Origin of the sequence: Burkholderia sp. Tr-20355 (assembly GCF_017104685.1) — a bacterium.
GTDB classification, from domain to species: Bacteria; Pseudomonadota; Gammaproteobacteria; order Burkholderiales; family Burkholderiaceae; genus Burkholderia; species Burkholderia seminalis.
Genome location: NZ_JAAGPK010000020.1, coordinates 19,311 through 34,029, shown reverse-complemented (window position 1 = coordinate 34,029; position 14,719 = coordinate 19,311). Strand labels below are relative to the sequence as shown.

Below are 14,719 nucleotides of genomic sequence, written 5' to 3'. Positions count from 1 at the left end.
AGGGGTGGCCGGCGCGGCGGCCCGGCACCGTTCAGCCGAGCAGGTGCCGCAGCAGGCCGGCCGACACGACGCCGACGATCACGGTCGGCAGGATCGACAGGCGCGTCGCCGCGGCGAGCGTGATCGCGAGCGCGAGCAGGTCGGCGGGGCGCGTCGACACGAAGGCCGGCGCGATCACCGAGATCAGCACGCAGCCGGGCACGTTCTCCATCACCGACGCCATCCGCGGGCTCAGCGTGCGGTTGCGCAGCAGCACGTAGCCGAGGATGCGCGACAGATAGGTCGTCGACGCCATCAGCACGATCGTCGCGACGGTACTGAAATCCGGCAGCTCAGGCATCGCGCGGCTCCCACAGCAGCGCGGCGATCAGCCCCGCGCATGCCCCTGCCGCGACGTACCAGGCGCCGGGCACGGCGAGGTGCGTGGCCGCCGCGACGACGAGGCTCACGAACCACGGCCGGCTCGCACGCATCCCTTTCCACATGCCGCGCAGCAGCACCAGAAACACGGCGGTGAACGCCATGTCGAAGCCGTACTGCTCGACGTTGCCGATCGTCGGGCCGACGGCCGCGCCGAGCGTCGTCATCGAGATCCACGTCAGGTAGAGCCCCATGCAGATGCCCGCGTAATAGGGCACGCTGATGTGCGTGGCCGAGCGCGCCCTCGCGTCGGCGAGCGACATCGCCCAGCTCTCGTCGCACATGAAGAACAGCGCGACGAACGCACAGCGGCGCGGCAGGCGCCGGATGTACGGCGCGAAGGCGGCGCCCATCAGGATGTGGCGCGAATTCACGAGGAACGACATCGCGACGATCAGCGCGATGTGCGGCGGCGACGTCCACAGATGGATCGCCGCGAATTCGGAGCCGCCGCCGAAATTGAGGCCCGTCATCATCGGCACCTCGAACAGGCTCAGCCCTTTCTGCGCGGCCTGCGCGCCCAGCACGAGCGCGAACGGCACGAAACCCAGCATGACGGGCAGCGCCGCGCGTAATCCGCGGCCCATCTCGGCGACATAGGCGGGCTTGTCGCGAAGCCCGGACGACGTTGAAACGCTACTGCTCATGACTCCTCCTTCGGGGGAGGGATTGTCTGCTTTTTTGACTCGAATCGGGTTGCGTTGTGGCCAGATTTTCCTCAGAATTTGGCATTGAACGCGCGATGTGGGAATTTTTTGGAATCGGATGCCAAATGAAACTTGACGCTATCGATCGCCGCATCCTGAGCGCGCTGCAGCGCGACGGCCGCATGCAGAACGTGGAGCTCGCGCACGAGGTCGGGCTGTCGCCGTCGCCGTGCCTGCGGCGCGTGCGGCTTCTCGAGGAAGCCGGTGTGATCGAGAAATACGTGGCCGTGCTGAATCCCGCGAAGGTCGGCAAGGGGCTGACGATCTTCACGCGGGTGTGGCTGAAGGGGCAGGACGCGGAATCGGTGAACCGTTTCTCGGAGGCCGTTCAGCAGATGCCGGAAGTCGTCGAATGCCACCTGATGGCCGGCGATTGCGATTTCCTGCTGCGCGTCGTCGCGGCCGACATCGACGACTACCGGCGCTTCCAGATGGAAACCCTCACGCGCATTCCCGGCGTGCTCAGCGTGAAGACCGACATTCCGATGCAGAAGATCAAGCTCACGTCGGCGCTGCCGACGTAGCGCGACGCGGGCGCACGGTGCCCGTCGACGAATGGTCATTGCGCAGTGACAATCGCCGGATAAACTGGTGACGCAGGCCGCATCGCCCGTCTCGCCGGCGCGGTGATGCGACGTTCGATGTGCAAGCAACTAACGGTCAATGTTGACGCGATCGGGCACGCGGCGCTGCGCGCCGGACATGCGTTGCCGTGAATGCGTTTCTTCTTGTCGGGCCATTCATGCAGCCAATCAACAATCCGTGGAATTCGCTGGAAATCGTCAAGCTCGTGCTCGGCGTGCTGACGCCGTTGTCGGTCGCGTGTCTCGGCTGGCTCGTCGCGCGCCGGCTGAAGCGGCTCGAACTCGTGCAGTGGACCAACCAGCGGCTGATCGAGAAGCGGCTCGCGCTGTACGACGCCGTTGCGCCTCAGCTCAACATGCTGCTGTGCTTCTACACGTGGATCGGCTACTGGAAGGACATCTCGCCGGACGACGTGATCCGTGCGAAGCGCGAGCTCGACCGCACGTTCCACATCTACCGCTACCTGTTCGACGACGACGTATACGACGCCTATCACACGTACATCCACGCGCTGTTCGACGTGCATACGGGCCCGGGCCGCGACGCGCGGATCCGCTCGCTGATTCAGGCGCCCGACGGCGATCGCAGCGTGCACGGCTCGTACGAGTGGAAGCCCGCGTGGTCCGACCGTTTCGCGACGGCGAATGTCGTGCCGAGGGACGACGTGCTGCGCCACTACACGCAGTTGATGGAGCGGCTGCGCGTGGCGCTGGGCGCGACGCGCTGAAGGCCGCGGCGCCCGCGCGCCGCTTCACGCCGGTATCGGAATCCGCCACCGGGCGGCGCGAATATCCGCCCTCGCACAGGAAGCGGATGCGAAGCCCGGCCGCTGCTGACATGCTCGCGCCATCACCACTCGCGCGAGGTCCGTATGGTCGTCGACACCGGCCGCCAGCCGCTCATGATCCGCTCGCCCGGCGCGGGCCGGCGGCGTCTCTTCTTCGTCGGTTCTCCCGAAACGCGTGATGTGTCGTTGCCGGTCGGACCGGAGATCGGCGACATCGTGTTCATTCGTGTGACCGTGCGGCCGTTCCTCGAGGTAGCGAGCGCCACGCGCTCATGGACGAATCACGTCGGCATCGTGGTCGGCGCGCGCGGCGGTGAAACGCTGATCGCGGAGAGCACGTTCCCGCTGTCGCGCGTCACGACGATGTCGCGGTTTCTCGCGCGTTCCGATCGCGGCGCATGCGTGATCGCGCGGCTCAAGCAGCCGCTCGACGCCGCGCAGCGACGCCGGCTCGTCGACGCGGCGATGCGCCGGATCGGCGTGGTCTACGACACGGGTTTCAATCTCGCGTCGCGCCGGCAGTTCTGCTCGCGGTTCGTGCGCGAAGTCGTGCGGGATGCGACGCGGATCGTGCTCGGCGATGTCGAGACCTTCGACATGCTGCTGCGCCGGAATCCCGATCATCCGCTCGGTTTCTGGAAAATCTGGTATTTCGGGCGAATCCCGTGGCGCCGCCGCACGGTGACGCCGGCGAGCTTGCTCGAGAGCGGCGCGTTGCGGGTGGTGGCGGATACGCGCGGGTGTGAGGCCGATTGACGGGCAAGTGCGATACGGAATCGGCGGCGCGTCCGCTGACGCGATGCAGGGCTTGAAGGAGGGCAGGAGAAAGCGATCGTGTCGCGGGCGCGTGACTCAGGCAAACGAGATGACGAGCTGCTTGCCGCAAGCCGCCGCATACTTGCGCAGCGTATCGATGGACGGGGAGTGCCGGCCCGTCGCGAGCGCTCGTTCGAGCCGGGTAATGGCGGGCGCTTTCGTGCCCATCCGTTCCGCCACGTCGGCTTGCGACAAGCCGGCCGCTCGCCGAGCCGCCAGCATCGCGTCGAGCAGCGCGAATTCTTCGCGATTCAGCCGTTCGTATTCGGCGCGCACCTTGGGAGCGGCCAACGCACGCTCGCGCAGTTCCTTATACGTTGCCATCTCGAACCTCCTTCGATCGACGACGGGCGGTTTCCAGTTCCTTCCGCGCCCTTCAATCGCATTTCGTACAGCCCGTTTCCCATCGGTCGGGTGTGGGGCTCGCCCAGATTCGGGCCGTACTGCGCCATGCGGTCGGCGAGTGCAAGGAACCGGGCAAGCAAGGTCGCGGGTAACGACGCTACCCCAACCTCGACACGCTCATTGAAGAAGCGAATCTCACAAGCATGATTCAACACGGTAACAAATATGTTATGTATTCGCGAGAACAGTGACCGACCGCGGATGCGGGTACAGGCGGTTGGTCAGCGGTGAGGGAACGTTCGAGACCTTGTTGCTGCGGTCGGAGATAGCGGAGACGGCGTTAGGACCCGACGGCTTTCAGGAAATTCGGGTCCGGCAAGTACGCGATCCGGTGTCAGGGTGGGGCAGGCACCACGGCCGGATGACGGAGTTAGTTTCGCCCTGCCACCGCAAGCCGTGCCGCCAGCCCGACGAACACCGACCCAAGCAGATACTGAGGCAGTTTCGACGGCCGGCGGCGCGCGCCGATCCGCCGGCTCAGCCGGCTCGCGGAGAGAATGACCGCGCCGTTCACGACGAGCCCGATCAGGTTCAACACCGTCGCGAGCACGAGAATCTGCGCGGCGATCGAACCGTGCTCGGGGCGCACGAACTGCGGAAACAGCGCGAGCACGAACAACGCCATCTTCGGATTCAGCAGGTTCGTCGTCAGGCCCTGACGAAAGATCGTCGCGGTCGAGTGGCGGCGTGGCGACGCGACGGGCGACAGCGCGGTCGCATCCGAACGGAAGGTCTTCCACGCGAGATACAGCAGATACGCGGCGCCTGCGAAGCGCACGGCGTCATACGCGAGCGGCACCGCGAAAAGAGCTGCGACAAGCCCAGCGCGGCCGCGAGCGCGTGGCAGTAGGTGCCGGCCTGAATGCCCGCGAGCGTCGCGAAGCCTGCACGCCGGCCCTGGCTCACGCTGCGGGACGCGATCAGCAGCATGTCGGGGCCGGGCGTGGCCGTCAGCGCGAGACATGCGCCGGAGAACAGCGCGAGCGTGGAGAAGTCGATCATGGCAGTCCCTTTTGTCGGTGCGGCGTAAAAGGGAGGTCAGTTTAGGAGGGCACGTGAGCGCGGTCAATCGAGCGAACGGACGATGGCCGGACGGTGTGGATCGCATGACACAGGCATCATGCTCGCGCGATCAGCGCGCCCCCTGCTTGCGACACGCGACCTGGTAGTCGATCACGGTATTCGCCGAAGGCTTGTCCGGCTCGCCGCCGACCGTCGTCACGCCGAGCACGCCGGCCGCATTCCGGTAGCGCAGCGCGCAATACCCCATCCCGGTGCCCGAACACGCTTCGGCTTCGATGATGCCGTGCTTCGCGAGCGTTGCCGCGCCATCCGTGGCTTCCGGCTTCTCGCGCGGGGGCAGCGGTTGCCAGCCATGCGCGATCAGGATCCTGCGTGCCGCGTCGAGCGGCTTGCCGTACACGTTCGGCACGACCGCGCGGCCGCCGCAGTGCGTGCTTTCGGCGGCGACGCCGGTCAAGCGCAGGCCGCCGTTCTCTTCATGCAGCTCGCCGACGGGCGGTGCCGGGCCGTCGCCGCCCCAGATCAGCAGCGCGCCGTTTTCCAGCCGATCGACCGAGCCGAGCTGCCAGCCGGCCTTGCGCGCGGTATAGCCGAGCGCGACGAGCGTCGTGCCGTCGAATACGCCGATGTTGCCGTTGCGCGCGAAGCAGATCGCGCTCGTGCCGGCGCCGAAGCCGCTCGAGAACGTGACGACCGTGTAGCGCCCGAGCGGCGCCTCGGACGTCACGATCCAGTCGCGCTTCGCGACTTCGCGGCCGGCCGCGGTGGTCGCCTTCGCGCGATATCGCGTGCAAAACGGATCGAGCGAACCGTTCTCGGGTGAATGCGGCAGCACGCCGAGCGGCACGAGCGATGCGCCGGCAATATCGGATGCTGTCCGCGGCGGGGCGGCCGATGCCGTGCCGCCGAGCGCGGCCCAGGCAACAGTGGCGATCGTGGTTGCCGTCGCGAAACGGCGGCCCCAGGCCAGCGCACCGAAGCGCGACACGCGAGCGGTTTCCGGAGAAGCTGATACGGATGCGACGATCGCGGTGTTCCGCACGCGTGCCGCCAACGACTCAGTCCTTCGCGACGACGTCGATGCGCAGCGCTTCGCCGCCGTCGACGATCGCCAGCAGACGATCGACGTTCGGGTGCGCGCCCGGGCGGTTGCGTGCGTCGGCCGTGTGTTCGGCGAACACGGCGAGGCCATGCTCGGCCGCTTTCGCGTCGAGCGTGCCGAATGCCTGCTGCAGATAGTGGTACACCGCGAGCGAGCCCTGCTTGCCCGGCTGGTTCTCGATGGTCGCGACCACGTCGCCGTTCGCGCCGGCGAGATCGATGCGCGCGATACCGTCGATGGCCGGCAGTTGCGCGAGGTTGTCCTTGAATACAGGGGTCGGTTGAATCACTGAAAACGCTCCGTCGGTTTGATCGTGGAAAGGTGGCGGCCCGTATGTTATCTGATTCACCGGGATGCATTCTTCGACGCAACCGGGCGATTCGCACGGAGTCGGATCATCCGGTCGTAGGCACGCACGGCGGCCGATTGCGGGCACGCGCGAATGCTCCGCGAGACGCAGTCGGCCGGTTTGCGATGCCTGCTTCTCGTGCCGCCGCCACTTCAGCGTGACGGTCGCGATCGCAATCTCAAGACATGCCCGTCGTCAATTGTTGCTATCAAGACAACATGGTGAACGCGTGGGCGACGCTACCGACGTTGGGAATCCAAATCTACAATTTGCGTCAACGCCGGTTGTACAACGCTTGTTTCATGTTTCAACCCGGCGTATCTGCCGCAAGGAAGCCGGCAACCCGCGCGCTTCGTTCGGCCGGATCGTTTTTGCCCGCCGCGGAAACGCCCTCCTTTTCAACGGAGCACACCATGACATTCAATTTCCTTTCGCGATCGACCCTCTGCTCCGCGATGCTCTTGTCGATCGTGCCGACAATCGCCGTCGCGGGAACGTTCTCCGTCAAAGTCGATGACCTGAACCATGGCCGGTTCGGGAACGAACAGGTCTACGGCGGATTTGGCTGCCATGGCGAAAACGTCTCGCCGCGCATTTCGTGGTCCTATCTTCCTCGCGGAACGAAGAGCATCGTCGTGACCATTCACGACCCCGATGCCCCGACGGGCGGGCTGGGCTGGACGCATTGGGGCGTCGTCAATATTCCGGCGTCGGAAGCGTCGATCGAAAAGGGCGCGTCCGGCAATCCGAAGCGGATGCCTGCAGGCGCCGTCGAAACGCTGACCGATTTCGGGACGGCGAAATACGGCGGGCCTTGCCCGCCTCAGGGAGAGTCGCACCGATACGTCGTCACGGCGTCGGCGCTCTCGGTTCCAGGTATCGACGTGAACGCCACGTCGAGCCCGGCTCTCGTTGCATACCAGATGCACGGAAAAGTGATTGCACGGGCTCGCTACGTTGCGATGTATCACCGAGCGGCGGAGTGAGCGTCGTGGCGGGAGGTCATCGCAGCGCATCCCGCCGTCGGCATTCCGGTTCATGCCGTTGACGAAGCGCCCTTCGCTGCTGACAGTGACTTGCGGCCGAATGTCATGACCGGTCAGGCGGGGAGTCGCGCGTCGATCGGATGCGCTTGGGTTTCCTTGCGACTAGCCCGGACCATCGCTGGCGGCGGCGAGAAGCGGCACGACCAGATCGCTGATCGGCGTCGGAATGCCGTGCGTTCGTCCGTATCGCTGCACGACGCCGTTCCGGCAGTCCCATTCGAGCGGATGGTTGCCCTGCCGGTCGGCCAGGATGGACGTACCCAAGTCCGGCGGATAGCCATGCAGTCCATCGACGATTTCCTGCGGCACTTCATCACCCAGCTTCGCACCTTCGGCCCGCGCGACCTCGAGACATTCCCGCAGGTAGGCGAGCGACAGTGCGGTGATGTCGCCGCGCGCGTACATGCCGGCGCGGCGACCGGTCAGCACCATCAGTCCCGCTACTGCGTTCTGCAAAAGCTTGCGCCACGCGAGCGAGATGAAATCCTCCGCGACCTCCGGCGAGCAGCGCGTGCCGTGCAACGCGGCGACCACCACGTTGCTCGCCGGCGTATCGGGCAGCGTGAGCCGAGGCTTGCCCCGCAGCCACACCGATGCGCCCGATTCGCGCTGCGCCGGAAACCAGACGACCGACGGCACGACCGTGGCGCCGGCCGCGTACGGCGCGAACGCGGCTTTTTGCTCGACGCCGTTTTGCAGCACGCAGACGACGGTATTCGCATCGCATAGCGCGGAGACCCAGGGTGCCGCGCTCGCTATCTGCGTCGACTTCACCGCAACGAACACGAGATCGAACCGCTCCTTGACCGCGTGCGGATCGGTCAGGACGGGCCCGGGCACGACGATCTCGCCGCCGTCGAAGCGCAGCTTCAGCTGCGCGTGGGCCGAGCGGCCGCAGATCACCGGTGTGCGGCCGACTTCGTGAAGGGCCGCGGCGACGGTCGTTCCGATTGCGCCCGGACCGACGAGTGCGACGGTCGGGGAGTCAGCGTTCGTCATGGTGTTCATCCTGTTCAGTCATCCGCCAGATGCGGGCGCAGTGCGAGGGCGAGCGGAAAGATCGCGAGGGCGGTCAACGCGGTCGCATACGTGGCGCCATGCACACCGATCCTGTCGCCCAGGAAACCGTAGAGAACGGGCGAGATCGCGCCCGATGCGATCGTCCCCGTGTAGAAAATCGCGAATGCGCGCTCGGTACGCTCGGGTGCGGACATCTCCGGAACGGTTCCGTACAGCACCGACGAAGTGCCGTTGAGCATCATACCCAGAATCGGCAGCAGCACCATGGTAAGTGCCAACGGGAGATACATCACCGCGACGATGCACGCGGCCGTACCGCCCTCCGTGAGCAGCACCGTCCTGACCATGCCCAGGCGCGCGCCCAGCCAGCCGCACATGAATTTGCCGGCCGCACCGCCTATGAAAACGAGTGCAAGCGCCGTTCCCAGCAGTTGCGGCGAGACACCCTTTGCCTTGAGCAGGAAAGGCAGAAAGGTAAGCAGTCCCATGCGTACCGCCGTATCGAGCACGCCGATGGAAAACAGCGTGGTGAATCCGCTTCCGCCGGTGCCGCTGCGTTGAGCGGACGCCTGCCCTTTGGCCGCCGTCTTGCCGGCGCCACGCGGCACGGCGGGAAACCAGAGCGCGATGACGGCGGCCACGACGCAGCCCAATCCGGCGACGATCCATAGCGCGTGACGCCACGGCATCAGGGTTACGAGCAGCGAAATGGCGGCCGGCAGTGCGGATTTCCCCAGATCGCCGGCGAAGTTGTAGATGCTGAGCGGGCCTCTCGCGTCGCGTCCATAGAGGCGGGACACGGCGCCCGATGCGATCGGATGCTGCGTGCTGGATCCGCCGCCCGAAATCGCCAGCGCCACGCCCAGACCGAGCAGGCCGCCCGACAGGCCCGCGAGCGCATAGCCGAGCGCGGCGAGCAGCGTGCCGAATGCGAGGGTCGTGCGGCTGCCCAGGTGTTGCGCGAGGCGCCCCGCCGACAACTGCAGCGTCGCCATCGTGCCGGCATAGACGCCGCGCAGGATCGCCAGGGCCGCAAAGTCGAGCCCGAATTCCGACTGCCACACGGGCAGCAACGCGTAGATCATGTCCGTATAGCCATCGTGCATGGCGTGCGCAAGGCACGACAGCCACAGCACACGCCGTCGGGGTGACGCGGTCTCCCGCATCATGGGCGGGGAAAAATCCGGCAGGCGCATCGTCGTTCGCTCCGTGCGAGCGGTTGGTGGAAGCCGTTCGTGGCTTCGCTTTCGCGCTCGAAGTGTCAATTTTATGGTTGAGGTAGCGGCCATTTCAATTGAACTAAAATTGCGTCAACAGAGAGAAAAAGTCACGTCATGAACGACAACCAGGACACGGCGAAGCACCGGGGCGAGTTGCCCCCGCTCAATGCGCTGCGCGCGTTCGACGCGGTCGCGCGGCACGGCAGCTTCGCGGGGGCGGCGCTGGAGCTGCATGTCACCCACTGGGCCGTAGGCAAGCAGATCAGGCTGCTGGAGGACTGGTTCGGCCTGCCGTTGTTCGACCGTCGTCCGCGCGGTGTCGTGCTGACCGACGAAGGAGCCGCGCTGCTGAATGACGTCAGCCACGTGTTCGAGCGCCTCGGTACCGCGGTGGGGCGGCTGCGCCACGACACGTTCAAGCACCGGATATCGGGCGTCGTGCGGGTGAATGTGCCGATGAGCTTTGCGCTGTGCTGGCTGCTGCCGCGGCTCGCCGATTTCCATTCGCGGTACCCCGACATCGACGTCAGGGTATCGACGACATCGCGCAAGTTGCGCTATGTCGCCGACGCTTTCGATATCGGGGTCCGTTCCGGTCCCGAGCAGGGCGCGGGCGTCGTATCGCGTCCGCTGATGCCCGACCTGCGCGTGCCGGCCTGCAATCCCGCGTTGCTGCGCCGGCATCCGATACAAAGCGTGGCCGACCTGCGCCATCACACCCTGCTGCATTCGGCCACGACGCGCTCCGCCTGGTCGCACTGGTTGCAGGAGGCGGGTGCTTCCGATCTGCGCGCCGCGCGTCATGTCGAATTCGATCATGTGAATCTTCAGCTCGGCGCGGCCGTCGAGGGGCTCGGCGTGGCCCTGGCGTCGTTGCCGCTGATCGGGCGCGATCTCGCCGAGGGGCGCCTCGTGTGTCCGATCGCGTCGCCCGTATGGCGTGCTGACGACTACATGCTGGTGACGAGCGCCGATCGTGCCGACGATGCCGCGGTGTCCGCGTTCGAGCGATGGATGGAAGGCGTGGCGAGCCGAGAGGCGGGATAGGCTCGCGGTGTCGGTCCGGGCGATCGGCACGGCGAGGCACAGGGCCGGCGGTGCGGGGGCGGCCAGCCGCGTCGATACCGCCGGTGGAGGCACGACGAAGTGCCGGCTTCGCTGCCATTGCGCCGGGCGTTTCGTTACCGTCCGGCGCCGGTCAAGATGCCCGCTTCACGCGAGCGCTCGATGTCGGGGCTGCGATACGCGCGCTCCGGAATCTCCGCGAGCCGCGACGCATGCACCTGCCGCGGCGCCAGCCCGTAGAACTTCTGGAAGCTCATGATCAGCGGCGACCACTTGTCCGGATCGATGCGGTCCGCATGGCCGTCCATCAGCAGGTCGGGATGCACGTGCACGCGCTGGATGCGCAACTCGAACACGCGGATATGGCCGCGCAGGTCCGGCGCCTCGTCGCCGATCCCGTGCGCGGCCGCGACGACCGCTTCCATGTGCACCGGGCATTCGAGCGCGCGCGGCGGCGCGACGGTTTGCGACGCGGCTGCGGTGAGCCCGGCCGTGCCGAACTTGTCGGGTTCGAATACGTAGCCTTTCGCGCGTTTGCCGTCGGGCACCGGATACGTGCCCGTCGTGCGCGCGATCCGGTCGACCGCGTCCGCCTGCGCCGACGACGGCAGGTTCAGCACGCATTCGCCGGTGCGCAACAGGTTGCGGGTGGTCTGCGAGCTGGCGGCGATGCCGATCACGCCGCGCCAGCCGAGCCAGAACGCGGACGAGATCGGCGCGAGATTGGGCGTGCCGTTTTCGTTCAGCGTGCTGACCAGCACGACGGGCGTGCCGAAATAGAGGATGTTCGGTTCGGTGACGCAATGCGGCGCATTCATGGCGGGTGCCCTCGTTGACGGATCAGTCCGCATGCTGATCCCGTCGCGGCGGCGCGGCGCTCCGAATCTTGTCGTGTCATTCCGGAAGAGCGCAGGCGGCGTGGGCGCCGCGACGGGCCGGCCGGCATCGCGCGCGCTTTTCCGCTAGAGTAGGAAATCGTCGGCCGCGACCGCCGCACCACGCTCGCGGGCGCGGCCCCGTTCCGCCAACGCACACGAGGGCCCGATGGACACCGAACAACGCTACACCGCCAATGCGCCGACGCGCGCGGAAGTCGACGCACTGGGCGGCGCAACCGTCATCGAATTCGGCGCGAACTGGTGCGGGATCTGCGCAGGTGCGCAGCCCGCGATCGCCGCGTCGTTCTCCGCGCATCCTGCGGTGCGGCACCTGAAGATCGAGGATGGCCCGGGCCGCCCGCTCGGCCGCTCGTTCGGCGTGAAGCTGTGGCCGACCCTCGTCTTCCTGCGCGACGGCGTCGAGGTCGCGCGCGTCGTGCGCCCCGCCGACGCGAAACAGATCGAAGCCGACGGCTTCGCCGCGCTGGCCTGAGGTGGCCGAGATGCAACAGGCCCTCACGCACATCGGCGTCGACACGCGCGGCGGCGGCCTCGTCGAATTCACGCCGCAGGTGCGCGCGTTCGTCGACCAGCAGGCGATCCGCACCGGCCTCGTCACCGTGTTCTGCCGCCATACATCGGCGTCGCTGCTGATCCAGGAGAATGCCGATCCGTCGGTGCGGCGCGACATCGAACGCTATTTCGCGACGCTCGCGCCCGAGGACGACACGCGCTACGAGCACGACACCGAAGGCGCGGACGACATGCCCGCGCATCTGCGCACGGCGCTCACGCAGGTGCAGCTGTCGATTCCGGTCGAGCACGGGCGCATGGTGCTCGGCACGTGGCAGGGGATCTACCTGTTCGAGCATCGCCGCGCGGCGCACCGGCGCGACATCGTGCTGCATCTGATCGGCGAGTAGGCGGGAACGGGGAACGGGCGATGCGCCTGCTCAGGCGAGCAGCTTCTCGACGAGCGTGCCGAGCTCGCGCAAATGGACGGGTTTCGGCAGGAAGGCATCGAACACCTGCTTGTTCTCGCGCAGCGCGGCCGACTCATATGCGCTGACGCCGAGGATCGCCGGATGGCGGCCGTCGTGGTCGAGTTCCGCCGCCGCGCGAATGCGCCGCGCGACCTCGAAGCCGCTCAGGTCCGGCAGTTCGAGATCGAGCACGACGATGTCGTAGCGGCCCGTGCCGAAGCGCGCGACGCCTTCCTGCCCGGTGCCGCACAGATCGGCCTCGATGCCGAGGGCCGACAGCATCGCGCCAAGCGTTTCGCGCGCGTTGTCGTTGTCGTCGACCACCAGCGCGCGCCGGTCGCGGAGCGCGATCGCGGGCGGCAGTGCGGGCACGTCGCCGGCCGCGTGGCCGGCCGTGTCGATGCCCGGCACTTCGGCCGGCAGCGTCACGATGAACTCGCTGCCTTCGCCGACCACGCTGCGCACGTCCACATGCCCGCGCAGCGTCGTCACGATTTCGCGCACGACCGCGAGCCCCATGCCGATCCCGTCCACATGCAGCCCGACCGCGTCGTTCGCGCGATAGAACGGCTCGAAGATCTTCGACAGGTGTTGCTTCGCGATGCCGGCGCCCGTGTCGTGCACGGCGATCTTCACCTGCTGGCCGGCCGGCGTGTCGGCGAGCGTGATCGACACCTTGATCGATCCGCCGTGCGTGTACTTGACCGAGTTCTCGATCAGGTTCGACAGCACCTGCCGCAGCAGCTTGCGATCGGAGCGGATCGCGAGACCCGGCGGCTCGATCCGCTGTTCGACCGTGATCCGCTTGGCCAGGATCTTCTCGCGCAACGGTTCGATCGCTTCGGCGAGCAGCGGCGCGATTCCGACGGTATCCAGTTCGGCCAGGCGTTTCGTCGAGCGCAGCTTGATGTAGTCGGTGAGGTCCTTGACGAGTGCTTCGAGCGACAGCGCGGAATTCTGCAGCCGCCGGATCGTCTTCAGGTTCGCGTCGGACTGCGGGCGCGCGAGCAGGATCTCGATCGACCCGCAGATGGCCTGCAGCGGCGTGCGCAGCTCGTGGCTGACCATCCCGAGGAACGCGTTCTTCGCCTCGATCATCTCGAACGCGCGGTCGGAGGCCTTGCGCTCGGCGTCGAGCGCCGCGTTTTGCCGTTCGAGCAGGTCGTCGCGCGTGCGCATCGTGTAGAACAGCAGCAGGAACAGTGCGCACAGGATCACGCCGAGCACGATGCCGAGGATCAGGATCGCACGCTGCTTTTCCTTCAGCTGATGGAACGTGAAATCGCGTTGCGCCATCTCGATCGCGCGGAAGTAGTTCGCGAGGCCGTTGACCTTCGGCCAGTATGCATTGACTTCGTCGATCACCTGCCGCGCGTTCTTCGGCGTGTCGCGCAGCGGCGGCACTTCCTGCTTCAGGCGCGTCATGAATTCACCGAGCGCGTCGATCTCGTTGCGCGCGCGCGGAATGCGCAGCCAGTATTCGGATACTTCGGACGGCCGCTGCAGGAACCCGAACGACACCGACAGGCTGTCGAGCTGCATCCGCACGTGATCGAAGTCGTCGTCCTCGCGTGTCGCGTAGAGGATCAGTTGCCGGTCGAATCGCGTATAGACGTTGCGGTATTGCGCGGCGGTCCAGAACACGCCTTCGCGCGGCCCTTCGAGCACGCCCTCGTTGACCGAGGTCGCGAGCAGGTCCCACAGCAGGAACGCCCACGCGGCGAACCCCATGATCCACAGCGAGCCGAGGACCAGGATGATCTTTCTGTTTTTCCACCGCCGGCGTTTCATGTCGCGGTCGAACTCACTTCACGGTCAGGCCGATGATCTGCCACGCGAACTTGGCCTCGCCGAGCGGCGTCTTCAGTTCGTCGGGATACTGGTCGCGCGGATACATGATCCACAGCGGGCCGTAGTTGTCGTTGCCGAGCACCTTGCCGTTCATTGTCCGCGCGAGGATCACGCCGTACTTGTCGGCATCCGACACGGGAATCGTGAACGTGTACTCGTCGATGCAGCGGAATTCGATCTGCGTGCCATGCGCGCCGACGGTCTTCAGCACGTCCGACAGGCGCGGGCCGGTGAAGGTCGACTTCGGCGTCCAGCTCGTCGACGTGACGATCGTATGCTGCGGCAGCGCCATCAGCGCCTGCTCGGAAAAGACGTAGGTCATCTTCCCCTGCTGGTTGCTCTTGCTGATCTTGCCGTCGACGGTGAACGTAAACGACGAAGCCGCCCATGCCGAGGCTGCCATGCCGAGCAGGCAGGCCGTCAGCAGGCTCTTGATCCAGATGGTTGAAATGCGCATGTCGT

At 66.5% G+C, this 14,719-nt stretch carries 18 protein-coding genes and 1 pseudogene; 7 read left to right on the top strand and 12 right to left on the bottom strand.

Annotated features, from left to right (window positions below):
• Nucleotides 1–31 precede the first annotated feature (31 nt).
• Together G3N62_RS07750 and G3N62_RS07745 are read right to left on the bottom strand one after the other, a co-directional pair.
• A complete protein-coding gene (locus G3N62_RS07750) occupies nucleotides 32–331 on the bottom strand; it encodes an AzlD family protein (protein WP_034188620.1) in 300 nt (99 codons plus the stop codon).
• Nucleotide 332: 1 nt separating this feature from the next.
• The gene (locus G3N62_RS07745) at nucleotides 333–1,067 is read right to left on the bottom strand and encodes an AzlC family ABC transporter permease (protein ID WP_124670179.1); all 735 of its coding nucleotides are present in this window, start codon (nucleotides 1,065–1,067) and stop codon (nucleotides 333–335) included.
• Nucleotides 1,068–1,192: 125 nt separating this feature from the next.
• On the opposite strand from G3N62_RS07745, the gene G3N62_RS07740 reads away from it, so the two are divergent.
• The 3 genes from G3N62_RS07740 to G3N62_RS07730 all read left to right on the top strand — a co-directional run bounded on the left by G3N62_RS07740 (nucleotide 1,193) and on the right by G3N62_RS07730 (nucleotide 3,255).
• Nucleotides 1,193–1,651: an Lrp/AsnC family transcriptional regulator gene (locus tag G3N62_RS07740; RefSeq protein ID WP_034188562.1), complete on the top strand. Its 459-nt coding sequence runs from the start codon at nucleotides 1,193–1,195 to the stop codon at nucleotides 1,649–1,651.
• A gap of 218 nt (nucleotides 1,652–1,869) precedes the next feature.
• Nucleotides 1,870–2,439 (top strand): hypothetical protein, encoded by a 570-nt coding sequence (locus G3N62_RS07735; protein ID WP_034188561.1) that lies wholly within the window; start codon nucleotides 1,870–1,872, stop codon nucleotides 2,437–2,439.
• A gap of 144 nt (nucleotides 2,440–2,583) precedes the next feature.
• Nucleotides 2,584–3,255, top strand: a complete 672-nt coding sequence (locus G3N62_RS07730; protein WP_124670178.1) for a YebB family permuted papain-like enzyme — start codon at nucleotides 2,584–2,586, stop codon at nucleotides 3,253–3,255.
• 96 nt (nucleotides 3,256–3,351) lie between these two features.
• Here the strand turns inward: G3N62_RS07730 and G3N62_RS07725 are convergent, their stop codons facing one another.
• From G3N62_RS07725 to G3N62_RS07705, 5 genes and pseudogenes are all read right to left on the bottom strand, one after another.
• Complete coding sequence (locus G3N62_RS07725) at nucleotides 3,352–3,639, bottom strand: helix-turn-helix transcriptional regulator (protein ID WP_034188559.1); 288 nt, start codon at nucleotides 3,637–3,639, stop codon at nucleotides 3,352–3,354.
• On the bottom strand, nucleotides 3,567–3,767 hold the full coding sequence (locus tag G3N62_RS35905) for a type II toxin-antitoxin system RelE/ParE family toxin (RefSeq protein WP_231750648.1): 201 nt from the start codon (nucleotides 3,765–3,767) through the stop codon (nucleotides 3,567–3,569). Before G3N62_RS35905 ends, G3N62_RS07725 begins: the two co-directional genes overlap by 73 nt.
• A gap of 323 nt (nucleotides 3,768–4,090) precedes the next feature.
• Nucleotides 4,091–4,722 (bottom strand): annotated as a pseudogene (locus G3N62_RS07715) (LysE family translocator).
• Nucleotides 4,723–4,852: 130 nt separating this feature from the next.
• Nucleotides 4,853–5,677 (bottom strand): hypothetical protein, encoded by an 825-nt coding sequence (locus G3N62_RS07710; RefSeq protein WP_260449353.1) that lies wholly within the window; start codon nucleotides 5,675–5,677, stop codon nucleotides 4,853–4,855.
• Nucleotides 5,678–5,801: 124 nt separating this feature from the next.
• Nucleotides 5,802–6,134, bottom strand: coding sequence for a DUF2322 family protein (locus tag G3N62_RS07705; protein ID WP_034188557.1), 333 nt, complete (start codon nucleotides 6,132–6,134; stop codon nucleotides 5,802–5,804).
• A 473-nt stretch (nucleotides 6,135–6,607) separates the two neighbouring features.
• On the opposite strand from G3N62_RS07705, the gene G3N62_RS07700 reads away from it, so the two are divergent.
• Nucleotides 6,608–7,180 carry a YbhB/YbcL family Raf kinase inhibitor-like protein gene (locus tag G3N62_RS07700; RefSeq protein ID WP_049031115.1) on the top strand — a complete coding sequence of 191 codons (573 nt, stop codon included), beginning with the start codon at nucleotides 6,608–6,610 and terminating at the stop codon, nucleotides 7,178–7,180.
• Between the two features lie 162 nt (nucleotides 7,181–7,342).
• Here the strand turns inward: G3N62_RS07700 and G3N62_RS07695 are convergent, their stop codons facing one another.
• Both G3N62_RS07695 and G3N62_RS07690 read right to left on the bottom strand, forming a co-directional pair.
• Nucleotides 7,343–8,239 (bottom strand): oxidoreductase, encoded by an 897-nt coding sequence (locus G3N62_RS07695; protein WP_124670176.1) that lies wholly within the window; start codon nucleotides 8,237–8,239, stop codon nucleotides 7,343–7,345.
• Between the two features lie 14 nt (nucleotides 8,240–8,253).
• Nucleotides 8,254–9,456: an MFS transporter gene (locus G3N62_RS07690; RefSeq protein WP_124670175.1), complete on the bottom strand. Its 1,203-nt coding sequence runs from the start codon at nucleotides 9,454–9,456 to the stop codon at nucleotides 8,254–8,256.
• A gap of 138 nt (nucleotides 9,457–9,594) precedes the next feature.
• Here G3N62_RS07690 and gcvA point away from each other — a divergent pair, with 138 nt between their 5' ends.
• Entirely contained in the window at nucleotides 9,595–10,527 is a 933-nt protein-coding gene (gene gcvA / locus G3N62_RS07685) for a transcriptional regulator GcvA (RefSeq protein ID WP_034188554.1), read from the top strand.
• 134 nt (nucleotides 10,528–10,661) lie between these two features.
• Here the strand turns inward: gcvA and G3N62_RS07680 are convergent, their stop codons facing one another.
• Nucleotides 10,662–11,363, bottom strand: a complete 702-nt coding sequence (locus G3N62_RS07680; protein ID WP_124670174.1) for a flavin reductase family protein — start codon at nucleotides 11,361–11,363, stop codon at nucleotides 10,662–10,664.
• A 226-nt stretch (nucleotides 11,364–11,589) separates the two neighbouring features.
• On the opposite strand from G3N62_RS07680, the gene G3N62_RS07675 reads away from it, so the two are divergent.
• Both G3N62_RS07675 and G3N62_RS07670 read left to right on the top strand, forming a co-directional pair.
• Nucleotides 11,590–11,916 carry a thioredoxin family protein gene (locus tag G3N62_RS07675; RefSeq protein WP_049031120.1) on the top strand — a complete coding sequence of 109 codons (327 nt, stop codon included), beginning with the start codon at nucleotides 11,590–11,592 and terminating at the stop codon, nucleotides 11,914–11,916.
• Between the two features lie 10 nt (nucleotides 11,917–11,926).
• Nucleotides 11,927–12,346, top strand: a complete 420-nt coding sequence (locus G3N62_RS07670; protein ID WP_034188617.1) for a secondary thiamine-phosphate synthase enzyme YjbQ — start codon at nucleotides 11,927–11,929, stop codon at nucleotides 12,344–12,346.
• A 30-nt stretch (nucleotides 12,347–12,376) separates the two neighbouring features.
• On the opposite strand, the gene atsR is transcribed toward G3N62_RS07670, so the two are convergent.
• Nucleotides 12,377–14,197 (bottom strand): hybrid sensor histidine kinase/response regulator AtsR, encoded by a 1,821-nt coding sequence (atsR, locus tag G3N62_RS07665; protein ID WP_124670173.1) that lies wholly within the window; start codon nucleotides 14,195–14,197, stop codon nucleotides 12,377–12,379.
• A 13-nt stretch (nucleotides 14,198–14,210) separates the two neighbouring features.
• Nucleotides 14,211–14,714, bottom strand: a complete 504-nt coding sequence (locus tag G3N62_RS07660; protein ID WP_069245818.1) for a molybdopterin-dependent oxidoreductase — start codon at nucleotides 14,712–14,714, stop codon at nucleotides 14,211–14,213.
• Nucleotides 14,715–14,719 lie beyond the last annotated feature (5 nt).

What these genes read in the sequence shown, in the direction of transcription:
- G3N62_RS07745 (WP_124670179.1), bottom strand. Translation starts at nt 1,067, where the DNA reads ATGAGCAGTAGCGTTTCAACGTCGTCCGGGCTTCGCGACAAGCCCGCC.
- G3N62_RS07740 (WP_034188562.1), top strand. Translation starts at nt 1,193, where the DNA reads ATGAAACTTGACGCTATCGATCGCCGCATCCTGAGCGCGCTGCAGCGC.
- G3N62_RS07735 (WP_034188561.1), top strand. Translation starts at nt 1,870, where the DNA reads ATGCAGCCAATCAACAATCCGTGGAATTCGCTGGAAATCGTCAAGCTC.
- G3N62_RS07730 (WP_124670178.1), top strand. Translation starts at nt 2,584, where the DNA reads ATGGTCGTCGACACCGGCCGCCAGCCGCTCATGATCCGCTCGCCCGGC.
- G3N62_RS07725 (WP_034188559.1), bottom strand. Translation starts at nt 3,639, where the DNA reads ATGGCAACGTATAAGGAACTGCGCGAGCGTGCGTTGGCCGCTCCCAAG.
- G3N62_RS35905 (WP_231750648.1), bottom strand. Translation starts at nt 3,767, where the DNA reads ATGGCGCAGTACGGCCCGAATCTGGGCGAGCCCCACACCCGACCGATG.
- G3N62_RS07700 (WP_049031115.1), top strand. Translation starts at nt 6,608, where the DNA reads ATGACATTCAATTTCCTTTCGCGATCGACCCTCTGCTCCGCGATGCTC.
- G3N62_RS07695 (WP_124670176.1), bottom strand. Translation starts at nt 8,239, where the DNA reads ATGACGAACGCTGACTCCCCGACCGTCGCACTCGTCGGTCCGGGCGCA.
- G3N62_RS07690 (WP_124670175.1), bottom strand. Translation starts at nt 9,456, where the DNA reads ATGCGCCTGCCGGATTTTTCCCCGCCCATGATGCGGGAGACCGCGTCA.
- gcvA (WP_034188554.1), top strand. Translation starts at nt 9,595, where the DNA reads ATGAACGACAACCAGGACACGGCGAAGCACCGGGGCGAGTTGCCCCCG.
- G3N62_RS07680 (WP_124670174.1), bottom strand. Translation starts at nt 11,363, where the DNA reads ATGAATGCGCCGCATTGCGTCACCGAACCGAACATCCTCTATTTCGGC.
- G3N62_RS07675 (WP_049031120.1), top strand. Translation starts at nt 11,590, where the DNA reads ATGGACACCGAACAACGCTACACCGCCAATGCGCCGACGCGCGCGGAA.
- G3N62_RS07670 (WP_034188617.1), top strand. Translation starts at nt 11,927, where the DNA reads ATGCAACAGGCCCTCACGCACATCGGCGTCGACACGCGCGGCGGCGGC.
- atsR (WP_124670173.1), bottom strand. Translation starts at nt 14,197, where the DNA reads ATGAAACGCCGGCGGTGGAAAAACAGAAAGATCATCCTGGTCCTCGGC.
- G3N62_RS07660 (WP_069245818.1), bottom strand. Translation starts at nt 14,714, where the DNA reads ATGCGCATTTCAACCATCTGGATCAAGAGCCTGCTGACGGCCTGCCTG.